Origin of the sequence: Pseudomonas sp. NPDC077186, assembly GCF_044543505.1 — a bacterium.
Taxonomy (GTDB): domain Bacteria; phylum Pseudomonadota; class Gammaproteobacteria; order Pseudomonadales; family Pseudomonadaceae; genus Aquipseudomonas.
In genome coordinates, this window is record NZ_JBITWE010000006.1 from 213,857 (window position 1) to 231,948 (window position 18,092).

16 protein-coding genes and 1 tRNA gene are annotated in these 18,092 nt (G+C 49.7%); 1 reads left to right on the forward strand and 16 read right to left on the reverse strand.

Annotated elements, in window-relative coordinates; all coding sequences use genetic code 11:
* The first annotated feature begins 153 nt into the window (after window positions 1–153).
* Window positions 154–229 (forward strand) — tRNA-Asn (locus tag ACIGKL_RS21575).
* A gap of 485 nt (window positions 230–714) precedes the next feature.
* Here the strand turns inward: ACIGKL_RS21575 and ACIGKL_RS21580 are convergent.
* The 16 genes from ACIGKL_RS21580 to galE all read right to left on the reverse strand — a co-directional run bounded on the left by ACIGKL_RS21580 (window position 715) and on the right by galE (window position 17,638).
* The gene (locus ACIGKL_RS21580) at window positions 715–1,038 is read right to left on the reverse strand and encodes a ComEA family DNA-binding protein (RefSeq protein WP_397488474.1); all 324 of its coding nucleotides are present in this window, start codon (window positions 1,036–1,038) and stop codon (window positions 715–717) included.
* 93 nt (window positions 1,039–1,131) lie between these two features.
* Window positions 1,132–3,135 carry a polysaccharide biosynthesis protein gene (locus tag ACIGKL_RS21585; RefSeq protein ID WP_397488476.1) on the reverse strand — a complete coding sequence of 668 codons (2,004 nt, stop codon included), beginning with the start codon at window positions 3,133–3,135 and terminating at the stop codon, window positions 1,132–1,134.
* 9 nt (window positions 3,136–3,144) lie between these two features.
* A complete protein-coding gene (locus tag ACIGKL_RS21590) occupies window positions 3,145–3,732 on the reverse strand; it encodes an acetyltransferase (RefSeq protein ID WP_397488477.1) in 588 nt (195 codons plus the stop codon).
* Complete coding sequence (locus tag ACIGKL_RS21595; protein WP_397488478.1) at window positions 3,729–4,745, reverse strand: glycosyltransferase family 4 protein; 1,017 nt, start codon at window positions 4,743–4,745, stop codon at window positions 3,729–3,731. The genes ACIGKL_RS21590 and ACIGKL_RS21595 overlap by 4 nt, the downstream gene beginning before the upstream one ends.
* Window positions 4,742–5,701: a UDP-glucose 4-epimerase family protein gene (locus ACIGKL_RS21600; protein WP_397488480.1), complete on the reverse strand. Its 960-nt coding sequence runs from the start codon at window positions 5,699–5,701 to the stop codon at window positions 4,742–4,744. Before ACIGKL_RS21600 ends, ACIGKL_RS21595 begins: the two co-directional genes overlap by 4 nt.
* Window positions 5,702–5,707: 6 nt before the next feature.
* A complete protein-coding gene (locus ACIGKL_RS21605; protein ID WP_397488481.1) occupies window positions 5,708–6,457 on the reverse strand; it encodes a glycosyltransferase family 2 protein in 750 nt (249 codons plus the stop codon).
* Between the two features lie 28 nt (window positions 6,458–6,485).
* Entirely contained in the window at window positions 6,486–7,892 is a 1,407-nt protein-coding gene (locus ACIGKL_RS21610; protein ID WP_397488544.1) for a mannose-1-phosphate guanylyltransferase/mannose-6-phosphate isomerase, read from the reverse strand.
* Between the two features lie 5 nt (window positions 7,893–7,897).
* Window positions 7,898–8,383, reverse strand: coding sequence for a GDP-mannose mannosyl hydrolase (locus tag ACIGKL_RS21615; protein WP_397488482.1), 486 nt, complete (start codon window positions 8,381–8,383; stop codon window positions 7,898–7,900).
* Entirely contained in the window at window positions 8,383–9,363 is a 981-nt protein-coding gene (locus ACIGKL_RS21620; protein ID WP_397488483.1) for a GDP-L-fucose synthase family protein, read from the reverse strand. The genes ACIGKL_RS21615 and ACIGKL_RS21620 overlap by 1 nt, the downstream gene beginning before the upstream one ends.
* Window positions 9,364–9,365: 2 nt before the next feature.
* Entirely contained in the window at window positions 9,366–10,487 is a 1,122-nt protein-coding gene (gmd, locus tag ACIGKL_RS21625) for a GDP-mannose 4,6-dehydratase (protein ID WP_397488485.1), read from the reverse strand.
* The gene (locus ACIGKL_RS21630) at window positions 10,484–11,542 is read right to left on the reverse strand and encodes a glycosyltransferase family 4 protein (RefSeq protein ID WP_397488486.1); all 1,059 of its coding nucleotides are present in this window, start codon (window positions 11,540–11,542) and stop codon (window positions 10,484–10,486) included. The genes gmd and ACIGKL_RS21630 overlap by 4 nt, the downstream gene beginning before the upstream one ends.
* A 2-nt stretch (window positions 11,543–11,544) precedes the next feature.
* Window positions 11,545–13,008: a hypothetical protein gene (locus tag ACIGKL_RS21635; RefSeq protein WP_397488487.1), complete on the reverse strand. Its 1,464-nt coding sequence runs from the start codon at window positions 13,006–13,008 to the stop codon at window positions 11,545–11,547.
* A 9-nt stretch (window positions 13,009–13,017) separates the two neighbouring features.
* Window positions 13,018–14,214 carry a polysaccharide pyruvyl transferase family protein gene (locus ACIGKL_RS21640; RefSeq protein ID WP_397488488.1) on the reverse strand — a complete coding sequence of 399 codons (1,197 nt, stop codon included), beginning with the start codon at window positions 14,212–14,214 and terminating at the stop codon, window positions 13,018–13,020.
* Window positions 14,204–15,319: a hypothetical protein gene (locus ACIGKL_RS21645; RefSeq protein WP_397488490.1), complete on the reverse strand. Its 1,116-nt coding sequence runs from the start codon at window positions 15,317–15,319 to the stop codon at window positions 14,204–14,206. Before ACIGKL_RS21645 ends, ACIGKL_RS21640 begins: the two co-directional genes overlap by 11 nt.
* Complete coding sequence (locus tag ACIGKL_RS21650) at window positions 15,297–16,427, reverse strand: hypothetical protein (protein ID WP_397488491.1); 1,131 nt, start codon at window positions 16,425–16,427, stop codon at window positions 15,297–15,299. The genes ACIGKL_RS21645 and ACIGKL_RS21650 overlap by 23 nt, the downstream gene beginning before the upstream one ends.
* 197 nt (window positions 16,428–16,624) lie before the next feature.
* Window positions 16,625–17,638 (reverse strand): UDP-glucose 4-epimerase GalE, encoded by a 1,014-nt coding sequence (galE, locus tag ACIGKL_RS21655; RefSeq protein ID WP_397488545.1) that lies wholly within the window; start codon window positions 17,636–17,638, stop codon window positions 16,625–16,627.
* Between the last annotated feature and the right edge of the window lie 454 nt (window positions 17,639–18,092).

The following is an 18,092-nucleotide window of genomic DNA, read 5'->3' on the forward strand; positions in this document are numbered from 1 at the left end:
TGGGAGGGGCTTTAGCCGCGATCTGTTACAGCCGTCGCGGCTAAAGCCCCTCCCACGGCATCAGCACATCTGCACAGCCCGTCTCGCAGCCATACAGAAGTCCCCGCAGAGTGTTGACTTCTCTTTTTTAATCAGTAACATACGCGCCGTTGTTCCGCGATAGCTCAGTCGGTAGAGCAAATGACTGTTAATCATTGGGTCCCTGGTTCGAGTCCAGGTCGCGGAGCCAAATTCAAGAACCCAGCCTAACCGCTGGGTTTTTTATTGCCTGCGGACTCTCACCAGGGACTGCGTCCCAGGTTATTCGCTGCGCTCACCCCTTCGGGGCCGCGTTGAAGCGCGTTCGGCTGGCGCCGTCGAGTCCAGGTTGCGGAGCCAAATTCGAGAACCCAGCCTAACCGCTGGGTTTTTTATGGCTATGTACCCGTTAGGTGTTGCATGAATGGGTAGGTTGGAGCTGAGCGCAGCGAAGCCCAACAGGCATTGGCATGTCTCGTTGGGCTTCGGTGCTGCGCTCCTCAACCCAACCTACGGTTTATCGCTGCGCAACACGCAATTGGGACATACCATTTTATTGCCTGTGGACACCCTACGTAGGGTGCGCCGTGCGCACCAGCAGCGCTCAAGCCCCCCAGGCCCCGCGCCGACAAGCTAGCCCCCATAAAAGCAAAAAGGCCGGTCAAAGACCGGCCCAAATGGCAACGCCGCCAGGCGTCAGTTCACACTCAACTTGTCGCGATTCTTCTCCAGCGTCGCCTGGCCAATACCCTTGACCTCCAGCAACTCGTCGACCGAGGCGAAGTTACCGTGCTCCTCGCGGTACGCCACGATCGCCTTGGCCTTGGTCTCGCCGATACCCGCCAGCTCGCGCTGCAGGGTATCCGCATCGGCGGTATTCAGGTTGACCACGGCCACCTGCGCCACCTGCACGGCGACCGGCTTGGCGCTTTCGGTTTGCGGCGTTTCGGCGGCCACGGCAGCCAGGGAGAGAGAAGCGAGAACAGCAAACAGCAGGGAAGAAAGACGGGCTTTCAGCATGATGTGCTTTCCTTGTCGTGAGTTTATCCAGTGGGACTTCCAAGCTCCACGAAAGAAAAATTAGACGCTACTCTCAGATTGTCAAACTACCTCTCATGCATCGGTTCGACGCTGGATGTAAATGTGATCGACAATTTCACCGTCCGGCACATACCCGCTCACGGTTTCGCGCAGCAACTGCCGAACTCGCACAAAATCATCTGCTTCAACCGCAGTAAGCAAGGAAGCAAGACGCTCCTTGAACACGTCCCAAGCAAGGTATTCCTCATTAGCCCGCATAATCATGGGATGCTCGGTCGGTTGCACGTTATCGCCGATCAGCAACTCCTCGTAGAGCTTTTCACCAGGACGCAAACCGGAGAACTCGATGGCAATGTCCCCATGCGGATTGGACTCAGAGCACACGCTGAGACCGGACAGCCTGATCATCTTCTCCGCCAGATCGACGATCTTGACCGGTGACCCCATGTCGAGCACAAAGACATCGCCGCCCTTCCCCATCGAGCCTGCCTGAATCACCAACTGCGCAGCCTCGGGGATAGTCATGAAGTAGCGGGTGATGTTCGGGTGGGTCACCGTGACCGGGCCGCCGCGTTTGATCTGCTCACGAAACAAGGGGATCACAGAGCCCGATGATCCCAGGACATTACCAAAGCGCACCATGGTGAAACGAGTCTTGTTGACCTGATGCACACCTGCGTCGCCGAACAGCGCAGGCGCGGCCTCGCGACTCAGGGCCTGCAAGACCATCTCCGCCAGTCGCTTGGTGCTCCCCATCACATTGGTCGGACGCACCGCTTTGTCCGTTGAGATCAGGACAAAATTCGCCACACCAGCCTTGATTGCCGCCTGTGCGGTATACAACGTACCCAACAGGTTGTTCAGCACCCCTTCGGCGATATTGTGCTCGACCATCGGCACATGCTTATAGGCAGCGGCGTGATAAACGGTATTGACCTGCCAGGTGCGCAATACATCCTGCAGTCGCACCGGGTTGCGAATCGAGCCGAGTATCGGCACCAGCTGAATGCTCAGCGACTCACGCACGATGCGCCGCTCCAACTCGCGATGAATGTTGTAGAGGTTGAACTCGGAGTGCTCGAATAGGATCAGAACCCGGGCGCCAGAGGACAGAATCTGCCGGCACAGTTCCGAACCGATCGAACCGCCCGCGCCAGTCACCAGTACCGATTGCCCCTTGATGCAGCGCTCGAACAACTCCTGCTGTGGCGGTACTGCATCACGGCCGAGCAAGTCGGCGATATCCACCTCTTGCAGATCATCGACCTTGACCTTGCCACTGGCCAAATCCATGAATCCCGGCACCGAACGGACGTGCAACGGGTAAGCTTCCAGCATGCCCAACATCTCCCGGCGGCGACCACGCGAGGCCGAAGGGATAGCCAGCAACACCTCTTCGGCCCCGGTTTCGTCGATCATCTGCTGGATATGCTTGGGCTTGTACACTCGCAGACCGGCGATGATCCGGCCGGCAATCGAAGAATCATCGTCGATAAAAGCTACCGGCAACATGGAGCGCCCCATCCGCAGAGCGGCGACCAACTGATTACCTGCCGCGCCAGCGCCATAGATAGCCACGCGCACACGACCATCACCGCGGGCAACATTCGTTCTCACATTGGGATCGAACCAGTCGCCCATAAAGAACTGCCGCATCATCAGACGCAGGCCACCCAGCAGGACGAGGCTCAACCACCAGTAGTTGAAGACCATCGAGCGCGGTATCGCTATAGGGCTTTCCCGGTACCAGTACACCACCAAGGCCAATATAAGGGCCGAAAGCGAAACAGCCTTGGCAATAGCAACCAGCGCATCGTTACCCAGATAGCGCATCACGGCCCGGTACATGCCAAAGCGAATGAACAAAGGCAGTGCAATCAGCGGTGCACTGATGAACAACCAGCCATGCCCGGCAAAGGGATGCACGGCACCGAAGTCGCCCAAGCGCACAACAAAGGCAAGCCACAGGGCGATCCAGACCAAAACTACATCGACAACCACCTGCAGCACGCGCTTTTTCCGCCGGGGCAAGCGCAACAGCTGCTGACGAAATTGATCAACCCGATGCCAAACCATATCCGTTCCTTACTCCATGGAAGTCAGGGCAGTGCCGGGAAGAACAACGACACCACGCTCAACCACAACCCCGTAACCTGCATTGCAGCCGGCCTGTAACCAAGCCGCAGCCCCTACCCGCACTCCGCCAGCCAAACTGACGCCGACGCCCAGATGCGCGAAATCCGCCACCACCGCATCGTGATCGACAATAGCACCAGCGTTCACGATAACACCGTCTCCGAGATGCGCATTGGTGCCGACCACGGCCATGGCCATAACGGCACAACCAGCCCCAACTTCAGCCCTAGGGCTAATCCAAGCTCGCGGGTGCACCACACGCCCCAGCGGGATCTGTGCAGCAGTGAGCGCCTCCTGCCAGCGCTGGCGCAGCGCATTGTTGCCCACGGCCGCGATCCCGGCATCGACCTCGCATGAGAAGGCGGCCACAGACTGCAGATTGCCGACTACCGCAATGCCAGACGACTCCGTCAATTGCGGCCAGCGATCATCCACGAACAACACACGCTGCCAATCACCGGATAGCAATGCCGCCTCGGCAACCGCCTGACCATGACCGCCAGCCCCCAGCACCAGTAAAGTACGCTCCGAGTTCATTTACGCTCCAGTTCGCCAGCCCGAAACCTGACGGCCAAGGCCAATAGGGGTGTATAGGCCAGTACTACGCCCAGCCCCCCATCAAGCCCTCCCGCGCCAACCCACAGGGCAATGGGTAGCAACCACAGCAGATTGATCGCACCGACGGCCAGGGTTACGGGCAAATGTCGACCAAACCGGCGTGAGGCATATTGATAAGCATGACTGCGATGCGCCTCATAAACCTTGTCGCCGCGCAATAAACGCCGCAACAGGGTGAAGGTCGCATCCACCACGAACACGCCGAGCAAAATCAGCCAACTCCACAACAACTGGGGCGCCACCCAAGCCGCTTGAAGCGACAAAATGCCCAGGGAAACGCCCAGAAAGCCACTACCGGCATCCCCCATGAAAATGCGTGCGGGTGGAAAGTTCCAGAACAGAAAGCCAGCTACAGCCGCCGCCATCAGCAACGGCAAGGCCGCTTCGCCCGCATGCCCGGATAAGACGAAGAGCAAAGCGCCGCCGATACATACGCAGATGGCCTCTAAACTGGCGATACCGTCGATACCGTCCATAAAGTTGTAGAGATTGAGTAACCAAACCAGGTAGAGCGCGGCCAAGGCATGCCCCAGCCAACCCAGATCGAAGCTTATGCCGAACAGGCTCAGCGGCGGCAGCCCGCCCAGCCAGAACAAGGCCCAAATGGCCCCGACGAAATGCCCCAATAACCGCCAACGCGCAGCGATATGACCGTGGTCATCGAGAAAACCGATCACAGCCACCCCAGCCCCGGCCCCTAACAGCGCCCACATCACGGTCCAATGCAACAGATCGGCCAAGGCCAAAATCGGTAAAGCTGCCAGGAAGGCCAACACAATAGCCACCCCGCCGCCACGCGGCGTCGGCACCGAATGCGAACTGCGCGCGTTGGGGATGTCCATCAGGCTGCGGCTCAAGGCGTAACGGCGCAATGCGCCGGTCATAACAAGCGAAACGCCGGCCACGGCCGGCAGCAACCACCAGATAGTCATTTGCTCTGCTGTTCCAGAAAATGCTTGGCCGTCTTACGCAGCGCCTCGTCGACGCTGACCGGCGGTGTCCAGTCCAATAATTCACGGGTCTTGCCGATATCGACCTGCAGCGAGCCGCACAGCCGTTGGGAAAGCGCCTGCTTGCCCAGCATCGTCGCCGCCGTTTCCAGCAGCCAACTCGGCACCGGCAACAAGCGCGCCGGTTTGCCCAAGGCTGCGGCCATCCTACGCAACAACTCGGTGGTCGAAAGGTCCTCGCCATCGCTGACCAGAAAGGTCTGATTCGCCGCGGCAGGATGATCGATGCAGGTCACGATCAGGTCGACCAGATTGTCCAAGGCCACCAGGCTGCGCTGGTTACGAATGGCCCCCAAGGGCAGCGGCAGTCCCTTACTAACAGCTTTTATCAATCGACCAAAATTGCCTGGAGCATTGGGACCGTAAACCAATGGAGGTCGAATAATCACCACCTCCATACCGGTCTTCGCCGACAATTGGCTTAAACCCAGTTCAGCCTCGTATTTGGAGACCGCATAAGGCTCTGTGGGGTTTGGTAGATCATCCACAGTAAACGGATGTGAACTCTGATTACCATTCACGCCGATTGAGCTAATAAAAATAAATCGTTTAACACCTGCCTGTGCGGCTTGCTGAGCCAGCGCCAATGTCCCACTAACATTCACAGCGCGAAACTCAGCAAGCGGGTCATCAGCAGTTTCATTCAGCACATGAGCTCGAGCAGCCGCATGAATAACGACCTTAGCGCCAACAAGCGCCGCAGCCCAGTCGGTATTTTCAGAAAGCTCATCAACCTGGACACTATGCGCCCCAGAAGGGACATCAGCAGGAGGCCGACGTACAGCCGCGACAGGTTGATAGCAGCCATCTCTCAGCAAGCGCTTTATCAATGCCTGCCCAATAAACCCAGTCCCTCCTGTCAGCAGCAAGGTCTGCATATCCATTTACCTTTTGAGATAGCCAATCAATTTAAAAGGAACCTTCAGGGCCACCATAAAAATATTGGTGTATATCCCATTTTCCTTACAGGCCCGTACAATCTCCATATTTTGATGAATACGCCACCAAAATCCAGTTGTACTAATCCCCCCCTCTCGCATCTTCACCATCACATGCGGGTTTCTACCGAGCTTTACACCACTTCGCATGAACCGGGTCATCAATTCAAAATCGGCCGAAACACGGTAGCCGAGCCTGTAGAAGCCCAACTCATCAAAAAATCTACGTTTCACATAAAACGTAGGGTGCGGACACATAAAACCGAAACGAATCTTCCAAGGAGAAAAATTTCTCGACGAATAAGTACGCGTAACATTGCCAGTATGCTCACGCTGGACAAAAACCAAATCAGCGTACGCACCATCAAACTGCGGGTTCAGCGAAAGAAACTCAGTCAAATCAGTTATCGCATTCGCACTGGCAAAAATATCGTCTGAGTTAAGAATTCCTACAAAATCCCCGCTCGCCAGCCCGACACCTTTATTCATGGCGTCATAGATACCCTTATCTGGCTCACTGACAATCTTGGCGATACGATCCTTATACTCATTTACAATCGTCATGGTGCCGTCTTTTGAGGCGCCATCTACGACGATATATTCGATATTCGAATAGCTCTGCGAGAGAACCGACTCGATAGTTTCACGAATAGTGGCCTCACTGTTATAGCAAACAGTGACAATAGAAATCTTCAAAATTATCTCTCATCCAAAGCGATCAACACTACGTGCGTCCGTAGCGATCTTCAAATCGCACAATGTCGTCTTCACCCAGATACGAGCCAGACTGTACCTCGATCAACTCTAGCGGAATCACGCCAGGATTTTCCAAAGCGTGCACTTGGCCAATTGGGATAAATGTCGATTGGTTTTCCGTTACGAGATACGTCTTTTCACCATTGGTTACTTTTGCAGTACCACTCACCACGATCCAATGTTCCGCACGGTGGTGGTGCATCTGCACGGACAACTTAGCCCCTGGCCTTACGGTAATTCGCTTGACCTGATAGCGGCCGCCATTATCGATGGAGTCATAGACACCCCAAGGGCGATACACTTCACGGTGGTTGAAGTGCTCATTACGTCCTTGCATCTTGATTTGCTCAACAATCTTCTTGACGTCTTGCACCGCATCCTTGTGGGCTACTAGCACCGCATCCTTGGTTTCAACTACAATCAAATTATCTACGCCAACCGTGGCCACAAGACGATTCTCGGCAAACACCAGAGAGTTCTGAGTTCTCTCAAAGAGCACATCACCCCTCAACACATTTCCATATCCGTCCTTGTCACTTACATCCCACAGAGCCGACCAGGATCCTATATCGCTCCAGCCAGCATCGAGCACAACCATGGCTGCACTTTCGGTTTGTTCAATCACGGCGTAGTCGATGGAGTCTTGCGGGCATGCAGCAAAGGCTTCACGGTCAACACGAACAAAATGCATATCTTGCTCCCCCCTGACCAAAGCCTCGCGGCACGCCTCGAACATAACGGGCTGAAAATGCTTGAGTTCATCCAGGTAGCGGCTGGCGCGGAACATAAACATGCCGCTATTCCAGAAATACTCGCCACTGTCGACATACTCCTTGGCAGTTTCAAAATCCGGTTTTTCGACAAAGCGGGCAACAGTATAACTGTGCGTATCCAGACTGGCCCCACGCTGGATATATCCATAGCCGGTTTCCGGATGTATCGGTACAATACCAAACGTAACCAGTTTGCCTGCTTCTGCAAGCGGAAGGGCAGCCTGGACTGCGGCATGAAAAGCTGGCACATCGCGGATCAGATGATCCGCCGCAAGTACCAGCAGAATCGGGTCATCACCTTGCGCCGTAGCGTTCAGGGCCGCCAAGGCAATCGCTGGTGCGGTATTACGTCCTTCGGGCTCCAGCAGAATCTGCGCCTCCTCGAGCCCCATCTGGCGTAGTTGTTCAGCCGCCAGAAAACGATGTTGTTCGTTACAAATCAAGCAAGGCATAGCATGAACCACACCTTCAAGACGTGCAATCGTGGCCTGAAGCATGGTGACGTTATCAGCCAGCGCCAAGAACTGCTTGGGGTTCAATTGCCGGGACAGGGGCCATAAGCGGGAGCCGGCCCCGCCGGCCATAATCACAGGAAGCAGCATCGTCATTACCTCTTACTCAAACCATCCGCTTGCGGCAGAGCTGGCAAATAGGTACGAGTGTTTTCATGCACTTCTTCACTCGAGCGTATTTCATCTAGTGACCACCAACGGAAGTGCCCATGCTGGGTTTGAGGCAACCGAAGCTGCGCATCAGCTGGCAACAGCAAACAGTAGCCCAATACCACATAGTGAGTGTCGGGGTTCGCTCCAAATACGCTGTCGACATAAAGGTGCTCATACACCCCCATAAAAGTGGCTTCGCTACGTGAAAAACAGTTGCCAAGCTCCACCCGAGTCAACCGCTCAAAGGCTAGATCCAGGGTCTCATTTTTAAGAATCCGACCGCCCGGTACGAACCAAAAGCCCTGGGCAGGCCGATTCAGACGCTGACCGAGCAGGATTTTTCCTTCAGCGTTTTGCACCATCAGATCGATGGAGACCAGTGGAGTTGCCGCAACCACCGTGCGGAAAGTCGCTTGGTCAAGAAACACTAGGCCTGCCCCCGAAAATGCTCTTGATGGTCAAGGAACCACTGATAAGCGTCACTCAGCCCCTCTTCCAGGATAATTGACGCTTCCCAACCCAATGCTTTCAACCGGGACACATCCATCAACTTACGCGGGGTGCCGTCGGGCTTGCTGCTATCGAAGCTCAGGTTACCCTTGAAACCTGTGACCCTGGCCACGGTTTCCGCCAACTCCCGGATAGTGCAATCCTTCCCCGTGCCTACATTGATATGCGAGAGCATAGGCTGGGTGTGGGTCTGATAGGTCACCTCATCGAGCTGCATAACGTGGATACTGGCAGCCGCCATATCATCGACATGCAGAAACTCACGCATGGGCGTACCGCTCCCCCAAATCACCACCTCTTCATCCCTACGCTGTACCGCCTCATGGAAGCGACGCAGCAACGCAGGAATCACATGGCTGTTTTCCGGGTGGAAGTTGTCATGGGGGCCATAGAGATTAGTAGGCATCACACTGCGATAATCGCGACCATGCTGCCGATTGTAGCTTTCGCACAGCTTGATCCCCGCGATCTTGGCGATCGCGTAAGGCTCATTGGTCGGCTCCAGCGTACCGGTGAGGAGTGACTCCTCCTTCATCGGCTGCTCCGCGTGCTTGGGGTAGATACACGAGGAGCCAAGAAACAGCAGCCTCTGTACTCCGCTCTGATGTGCGGCATGGATGATATTGGCCTCGATCATCAGATTCTCGTAAATGAAATCAGCCGGGTAGGTGTTGTTGGCATGAATCCCCCCGACCTTGGCCGCAGCCAGATACACCTGGGCGATCTGATTCACCTCGAAGAAAGCCCGCACCGCTCGCTGATCCAGCAGGTCAAGTTCGTCACGACCAGCCGTGAGGATATTGGCGTAGCCCAAAGCGCGAAGGCGACGAACGATGGCGGAGCCGACCATCCCCCGATGGCCCGCAACGAAAACAGGCTGGTTCAGTTCACTCGCCACAATCAGTTCTCCACCGCCACGGGAATTTCATGCCCATGTTGCTTGAGCAAGGCATGGCGCTGCGCAACCTTAAGGTCTTCACGCACCATCTCCGCGCACATTTCCTGAACGGTGATCTCCGGAACCCAACCCAGTTTGTTCTTGGCCTTGGACGGATCGCCGAGCAAAGTTTCCACTTCGGCCGGACGAAAGTAACGGGGATCGACGGAAACGATCACATCGCCCACTTTAAGCGCTGGTGCGCTATCGCCATTGATACTCTCGACGATGGCTTTCTCATCAACGCCCTCCCCCTCGAAACGCAGGCCGATGCCCAGTTCGGCGGCGGACCAGCGAACGAACTCACGTACCGAATATTGCACACCGGTAGCGATAACGAAGTCCTCCGGCTGCTCTTGCTGCAACATCATCCATTGCATGCGCACGTAGTCCTTGGCATGCCCCCAATCACGCAAGGCATCCATATTACCCAAGAACAGGCACTTCTCTAAACCTTGCGCGATATTTGCCAGACCACGCGTAATCTTACGGGTCACGAAGGTTTCACCACGACGTGGGGATTCGTGGTTGAACAGAATGCCATTACAGGCATACATACCGTAGGCTTCGCGGTAGTTAACCGTGATCCAGTAAGCGTAGAGCTTGGCAACCGCATAGGGTGAACGCGGATAGAAGGGCGTGGACTCCCTCTGAGGAATTTCCTGCACCAAGCCGTAAAGCTCAGAAGTAGAGGCCTGATAGAAGCGGGTCTTCTTTTCCAGACCGAGCAAGCGAATGGCTTCGAGAATACGCAGCGTACCCATCGCGTCCACATCCGCCGTATATTCCGGCGACTCGAAGCTTACGGCCACATGGGACTGAGCACCGAGATTGTATACTTCGTCCGGTTGTATCTCCTGGATGATTCGAGTGAGATTGGAAGAATCACTCAAGTCACCATAATGCAAAACGAAATTGCGGTTATCAACATGCGGATCCTGATAGATATGATCTACACGCTGAGTGTTAAATGACGATGCACGACGTTTTATACCGTGAACCTCGTAGCCTTTTTCTAGCAAAAATTCAGCAAGATAAGAACCATCCTGCCCTGTCACACCAGTTATAAGAGCTCTCTTATTCATAACACCTCCTGCACAATACACTTCTTAATTGACTCGATATAACTTTCTAAAGAAAATTTATCTCTCGCCAAAACTGAATTCTTAATAGAAATCTCCCCGAAGCCGGCGCCTAAATTAGCCACTTCAATCAGAGCAGAGCAAATAGACTCTGGAGACATTGCATCAACAAAACTTCCCGCCTGCTCATCATAGATACTTTCAATAAAGCCCTGCCGAGTAGACACCAAGTAACAACCCGCAGCCAACCCCTCAATCAGCGAAATAGGCTGGGCCTCTGTAGGGTAGTATGTTGGCAAACACAATACATGCGCCCAATCAAGAAGCTCAGCCTTCTGCCTACCGCTGACAACGCCCTCACGAGAAATAAAGTCATTTAGCCGGGAGTTAACTTCCCTATCAATCTGACCGCCCGACATCAGGTGATCCCCAATTGGAAAGCCAGCTATTTTCAACCTAACAGAACGTCCAGCTGCAAAATACAGCTCACACGCCTGAATCAAATCCAAGATACCTTTCGAACACATAATATTAGACAAGTATAAAACATTTAGGCACCGACCAATTTCCTTACGCTTCGCCCCCACCCCAGAATAAACTTCAGCAGGCTCAAAAAAATTAGGCACAACTCTAACATCCATATCAGCATACCGACTATACTGCTCTTTCATTTCATGAGCCAGAACAATAGAGCAATTGATACGCGAGTAAATTTTATCTATTAACCACTGCAAGGGGGTAGGCATCCTTTCCCTGAAACTTAAAAAATCAGCCCCATGAAGATGATTCACCAATCGCCCTCGCCCAAAGAAACCAGCCAACAGAACGATCCATAGATCCCGCGCAAAACCCAGAAGAGTTCTACTAGTTGTAAAATAAACCACATCCGGGCGATATAAAACAAATTCAACCAGAGCTCTAAAAAAGAAAGAGAGCGATCTCAGGCCAGTACCAAAGTCCAATAACCTCCCACTAGGAAGACCTCGCACAACTGCCATAAATGCCTTAGATTGACCAGTGACCACCCTCGGTACCGGGCCTACGAGCAGAACCTTCATCATTATTCCTCACGAACCACATTGTGACTACCTTGCATAGTCGAAACAGAAAAACAGTATGCTAAAACAGTATAAAACATTGGCGAGAACAGTCTCTCAATCGGCGCCGCACCATGAACAAACGCAACACAAACCAAAAGCAAGATATAAAAGCAACATGGAGTACGCCACTCCACCCGCCTCACACCTAGCACTCTAAAAAAATAAGAAAAAACAAAGCAGTAACTTACTAACACGCACAGAAAAGCCACAACGCCTAATTGATAAAGAACCACAAAAATCCATTGATCAAATAGCTGATCATGGCGATCACTATTCGGTAGATCAGCCAACCCCACACCGCCTCCAGATTTCAAACCTAATCCATCACCTAAAATCGCAGAGCCAGACGAGAAAAATGCACTCAAGTCTTTCAAAATTCGTTCATCGGTAAAGGAGTATATGTATTGATACAATGATAACTCACCTTGGGCACTTATAAATTCCCCCCAACCAGCCAACCAAATAAAGACCAGAACAGTAGGGAATAAAACAAGCATTGCAACAGGGTGGCGCATAGAAATAAAAGAGGCAGCACTAACAACAAACAAGCAGACAACCAACAAAGCAGAAAATGACACGATCAAAACTGCACATAAAAGCGACAAAAGAGCAGAGGCGCCCCACACAAACTTATTTTTATTTTCTGTAATTAAGAGCACCAATGAGATCAAGGCAATACCAATATAAATAGCCCCACCACCTCCCTGGGTAGAAAGTCCAAAAATATGATGCATACGAAAAAACGAGAATCCCAAAAGCTCTCTAGCCACGTATGCATCCTCAACACCGTGGACAGGCACAAAGCGGGGAATGAAAATTGGCAGCCCGACAAAATAGTGAAAAAGATTAATAAGTGCTATCACTCCGCCAGACAGCGTGATAATTTTAATATACAAGTCTGCAGATCGCCCGCCTAATCTAAATGCATAGACTGCAGGAAAAAATATCAATGCGGGTATTAGGTACTCTCTACACTTCAGAAATAGCTCAAGCCAACTATTACTGCGTAAAAAAACATCTACAACCAGAAGAACATTTAATAAAGCGATACAAAAGAGACAACCCAATACACTCCAGCCACCTCTAAAGAATTTAAGACCACGAGGCACTGACTTTCCTTTCAAGATAAAAGACAACGTCACCCCAGCCAAAAGAATGATCACAGAGAGACTATCAAAGACTGAAGGTATTAAATTCGCTGAATCCTCCCAGCGAACAAAGCCAATCCATAAAGAGAAAAAAGAAACAGCCAAAAAACCAGCAAGAGGGCTTCCAACAGCCAATATGAGAAGACAGAAAAAATAGCCCAATAATGCAAATTTATTCCAAACTGGAACAAAAGCTGTCAGTACAAAAAATGAAGCGCAATAAATCAAAAACTTGATAATCAGTGAGAAATCCTGACTAGACTGAGACGTGGCCATTATCCACCCCTAGCCTTCCAGCAGAGCGGATAACGAATTAATAAAGTCAGATGAAGAGACCTTCACCCTAGCCCCTACCTCATCAATTTTCGCCCTGTAGATATCAGCATTTAAATAAACCGCCTCAACCGCCGCTATTATCTGGCGAGAGTTCAGCGTGTAAATATCTAAACAATAATCATCTAAATCATACATTTTCAACATGCCAGTTGTTTTTGGCAAATAACTAATTGCAACACCTGGGCATCTCGCGGCCATCGAGAATATATAGCTATGAAACCGACTAGCAACAACAACACAACTTGAGCGAAGAACACTAACAACGCCTAATGGATCTTGGGATTCATCTCCAATGCGATACCCTCCCTTCACCCCCTTAGCCACCTCCAAAATAGCAGGCATATCGGAATGAACTTGACGAATAAAGTAAACGTCCAAACCAAACTTTTCCTGTAAGTAATTCAGAGAATCAATCATTGCACCTATATATCTAGCTCTAACTAAAGCTTTCTCATCACTAAGAGGGAATGACCATTCAATTACTGTGCAAGCAATCCACTTTTTCTCGACGATCAAGTCAGTATCGACTTCATTAATTAGCATAAAAGCAATATCATCAGAAATAACACACTGCAGCCCCAAGCCTTCAACAAAGTCCTTACTATACAACTCCCTAACATAAATTTTATCACAGCGAGACAGTACGTACTTCAGTACCGACCTTGAAAAAAAGCCACTAATTGGCCCCACTGACATCGGAGCTAATACTAATTTCTTCCCCAACCATATAGAAATTATTAGTTGAACAAGATGTGTAAGATAGCTTTTTGAAGAGTCCTCAAGAAAACCTCCAGGACATGCTACAACTAAACTCGCCCGCCTAAGCATATCTAAAGACTTTCGCTGCTGAACAGGAAGCAAAAACTCAAAAATGCGAAGCCTTACCGAAAGTAAAGATATAACAATGTAAAACATTATTTGGAGGCGCCCTAAAGCTCCAGCGTTAGTCACTTTCCCTATCTGCTCACCAATCTGTACGTCAGGAAAGTAACTCTCTGTAAGCTCTTTATCACGAGCAATAGCTCCAAGAGTATATGCTGGGAGTCTCTCTTGAAGAGCCTGTACCAACCGCGAAAAAAGCTCCCAGTCCCCTTTATTTAAAGGCCCGAAGACGTTAGTTACCACTATCATTTTTTCACCACTCACTTAACTCCTTACCAAGAATATTTAAATGCCTTTCCTCAGAGAATTCACCTAAAAACTCAGACCTTCCATGCATATAACGGTCTGAACTTACAAATTCTTTATTCATCCCCGCTATCTTTTCAATAAACCCAGAGATTTCATAATTAAAAACATCCCCTATAAAGAATTTCTTGACCCTATAGCCAACCACTCCATGCTGTGAGGCCAAAACTGGCCGCCCCCATAAACAAGCATGAGCAAGAACTCCACTGGAACCTTCAAACATTGGATGATAGGGTAACAAAATAAAATCAACCTTACTAACCTCCTCCTCCAAACGCTCTTCAGATATATATTCAGGTATCCACTCGAAACACCCATTACCTGAAGCAAGCCTGAGAGAAGGCTCAAGATCAAAAGCATCATCCCCAAGCGCTCCAACACATCTAATAAATATATTATTCTTTATCAGAATACCTGCATGCTTTGAGACCAACTCCTCTAGCAGACGAATACCTTTTCTTTCACTTTGCACACCAAAGGTAAGAAACCTTACCCCTTCAGATCCAACATCCTTAACTTTATCCGCCACGTATCTCTTGTTGAATACTGGTGGATCCGGAATAAAAAAAGTCCTGCAATAAGAATGAAGTGAAAGCCGCTCATCTAATACGCCTACCTTCAATTCCTTTATCCAAGTGAGCACTTTACGCGAAAGCCTTCCTAGTATTTGTCGCTGACCACTATCTTTGCCATCAGTCCAATACTTTCCTTCGTAATCAATCGCCACTGTTTTTATTTTTTTGATAGCCAAAATAAGAGAAATGATAGAAAACCAAGGCATCCACTCATTTAACCCTGAAAAATATAATCTATCCCCTTCAGCACGCCTCAAAGACATCAAAAACTTAGCAAGCCTTAGAAAATTAAAGAAACCGACGCGGCCGTACCAAAAATCATCAGACAGAACAAATATACCACAGTACTTTGCGCTCCTCTCAAACACCCCGCCGCGCCTACCAAGTACTATTACATCATAATCCGCAGCCAACCCCCTAGCCGCTAGCTGCGTATAATGCAGCCTACTACCACGGAGTATCGGATCAACAATTATCAATCTTGGCATTAAACTTACTCACTATGCAAAAAGCAGTTATTAAAGCCTCACAGAGGACAACACATGTCACAGCGACCCATATTCCATAAATAGGTATCAACAATGCATTTACAAGCACACCGAGAACGGCAGAAAAGAGCCTAAACTTTGTAAAGAAAAGGTATTTCTTTTCTGCCGCAAAAAAGATCTCAAACACCAGATTAGGATAGCGGAATAAAAAATATATCGACATACCCAACATAAAACTAGATGCCCCTGAATAGGACTCAGGAAAAACACTATCGAATATATACAGAGAAAAAAACCCATAGCATATCACTAAAAACACTGAAAACACTGACATTAGCAACAAGTATAAATGAATATTTTTTTCATACCCACCACTGCTCACTTTAGGCAAATACAAAGCCCATATGACACTAACTGGTATCTCCCCCAAGGAAATTAATAAATATGCCGCAGCAAATACGGCTAGCGCCTCCTCTCCCAACAAAAAAGACACGATCAATCTATTCGATGTAAAATGTAAATAGAACGCTAAAAATGCTAGCGCAAACGGCATCCACCCTCGCCACTCTCTGAAAAACAACCGCATAGATTCTAAATATCTTGATGCACTTAACGCCCGCAAACCTTTCTGACCAAAGGTGCGATATATTAAGGCCATATAAAATAAAAATAAAATTGAGGCAGAAACAAAAATAGAGAGCAATACATCCCCCCAAAACAAGTATGAAAGTATCTTTATTCCTCCATACACAAGCCTCCCCCAGATATCAAAAATAGAGAACACAGAAAGCTTATCGCTAAGCTGATATTCAAACATAACCCCCTTATGTAGAACACTTAAAGCTAGTACCTCCAGCGTAATGGCCATCCACAAATGCACTGTAACATTGGAGTAGCCTCCAAGAGTCAATAATAAAAAGAACGCGGAAATAAATAAAATTGACAATGAGGAGGTTACAGCGTACAGATCCCCGCTACCCGCCACCACACCCGGCCTAGACAATAGAAAGTTCTTAAATCCAGCATCAGAAATACCGACGACAAAGGAATAAAGTGCTATTGTTACGGCATAGGCGCCAAAAGTCTCTGGACTCTCCTTGCGGGCCACCAAGATACTAAAGAGAAGATTAACTCCCGGACCTAAGAAAAAAGGAAAAGCAGATACTAGTAATTTCTTTAAACACACATCATTTACCCGAAACACAATGAAGACTGACGAGGCGACCACATCAAAGCTCAGACCTACCCTATAGATACATAAACAAACTTCAAGATAACAATCAACTTACAGATCTACCCCCCCCTCTACCGCAAGTACCCTTGGGGGTTATTCAACTGCCAGCGCCAAGTATCTTTCATCATTTCAGACAACCCATACTGTGCTTTCCACCCCAATTCAAGCTCCGCCAGCGTTGGGTCAGCCCAACACATTGCAACGTCCCCTGGACGTCGACCTACAATTTGATAGGGTATTGAGCGTCCGCATGCCTGCTCAAACGCATCAATAACCTCTAGTACGCTATATCCGATCCCTGTGCCTAGATTCCAGATATTCATACCGGGGCGAGAGTCCATATACTGTAATGCTTTTAGATGCCCTTTCACTAAATCAAGAACATGAATATAGTCACGCACTCCTGTGCCATCCGATGTTGGATAATCACCTCCAAAAACAGATAAAAAATCTAATTTTCCGATTGCGACTTGGCTAAGGTATGGCAGCAAATTATTAGGAATACCGCAAGGATCCTCACCTATAACCCCACTCGGGTGTGCTCCTATTGGATTAAAATAACGTAGCACCGCAATTTTCCAGCGCGAGTCTGATTGTGTTAGATCCTCTAGCAACTCTTCAACTATTAGCTTGCTACGACCATACGGGCTTGCTAATTTACCCGTAGGAAAGCTCTCAGAGATTGGCATATGGCTAGGTGTTCCGTAGACAGTAGCCGACGAGCTAAAAACCAAACGATAGACCCCTGCCTTACTCATTGCCTGACAGAGAGCCAAACTTCCTGAAACATTATTCTCATAATACTCCAGTGGTTTCCTGACACTTTCCCCAACGGCTTTCAATCCGGCAAAATGCATAACTGCATAGATTTTATAATTAGCAAAAATCTCTCCAAGAAACTGACTATCACGAACATCCCCAAGAATAAAACCTGGGGATCTTCCACAAATATTACTTAACCTTTCTAGAGATATTACCGAGCCATTACTTAAATTATCAACAACCAGCACATCATAACCATTTTCAAGAAGTGCCAGCACCGCGTGTGAACCGATATAGCCTGCACCTCCCGTTACCAAGATCATCTCTTTCACGGTATCACCCTCTTATAAAATATAACTGTGCCTAATCACTCTAACTCTTCCCCAGAAGAAATCAGACCACGAATTTAACCCCCCAATGGACTATACAATCAATATATCAACCACTTCTACGGGCCTCTATGATGTATCAGGGTTTACGAATGTTTTATTTTTTATCAATCAATATAACAGTGGTATAAAAACTCGTTCCAATCTTACAAATCTTCCTTCAAAAACGTTCTGGGACCTCTAAATAGCATCGTTCTTCCTAATGCTACAAATAGCTCCGTCTCCCGGCACCAATCCAACCGCCAGGACACGCGTCTTTTTCACCTTCATCGGGGCCAACGACACTTCGACGCTGCTGTCCAAGGTGTATCGGTGTTCGGTTTTACGTCCACGCGATTGAGGAATTCCATCTGGTTTTCCAGCCCGCGAAACTCGTGGATAATTTACT

Bases quoted from the DNA above. Each gene is read 5' to 3' on its own strand.
- gmd (WP_397488485.1), bottom strand. From the start codon at position 10,487: ATGAATAAGAGAGCTCTTATAACTGGTGTGACAGGGCAGGATGGTTCT.
- ACIGKL_RS21595 (WP_397488478.1), bottom strand. From the start codon at position 4,745: ATGACTATCTGGTGGTTGCTGCCGGCCGTGGCCGGCGTTTCGCTTGTT.
- ACIGKL_RS21590 (WP_397488477.1), bottom strand. From the start codon at position 3,732: ATGAACTCGGAGCGTACTTTACTGGTGCTGGGGGCTGGCGGTCATGGT.
- ACIGKL_RS21600 (WP_397488480.1), bottom strand. From the start codon at position 5,701: ATGCAGACCTTGCTGCTGACAGGAGGGACTGGGTTTATTGGGCAGGCA.
- ACIGKL_RS21635 (WP_397488487.1), bottom strand. From the start codon at position 13,008: ATGGCCACGTCTCAGTCTAGTCAGGATTTCTCACTGATTATCAAGTTT.
- ACIGKL_RS21630 (WP_397488486.1), bottom strand. From the start codon at position 11,542: ATGAAGGTTCTGCTCGTAGGCCCGGTACCGAGGGTGGTCACTGGTCAA.
- ACIGKL_RS21585 (WP_397488476.1), bottom strand. From the start codon at position 3,135: ATGGTTTGGCATCGGGTTGATCAATTTCGTCAGCAGCTGTTGCGCTTG.
- galE (WP_397488545.1), bottom strand. From the start codon at position 17,638: ATGATCTTGGTAACGGGAGGTGCAGGCTATATCGGTTCACACGCGGTG.
- ACIGKL_RS21610 (WP_397488544.1), bottom strand. From the start codon at position 7,892: ATGCTGCTTCCTGTGATTATGGCCGGCGGGGCCGGCTCCCGCTTATGG.
- ACIGKL_RS21645 (WP_397488490.1), bottom strand. From the start codon at position 15,319: ATGCCAAGATTGATAATTGTTGATCCGATACTCCGTGGTAGTAGGCTG.
- ACIGKL_RS21580 (WP_397488474.1), bottom strand. From the start codon at position 1,038: ATGCTGAAAGCCCGTCTTTCTTCCCTGCTGTTTGCTGTTCTCGCTTCT.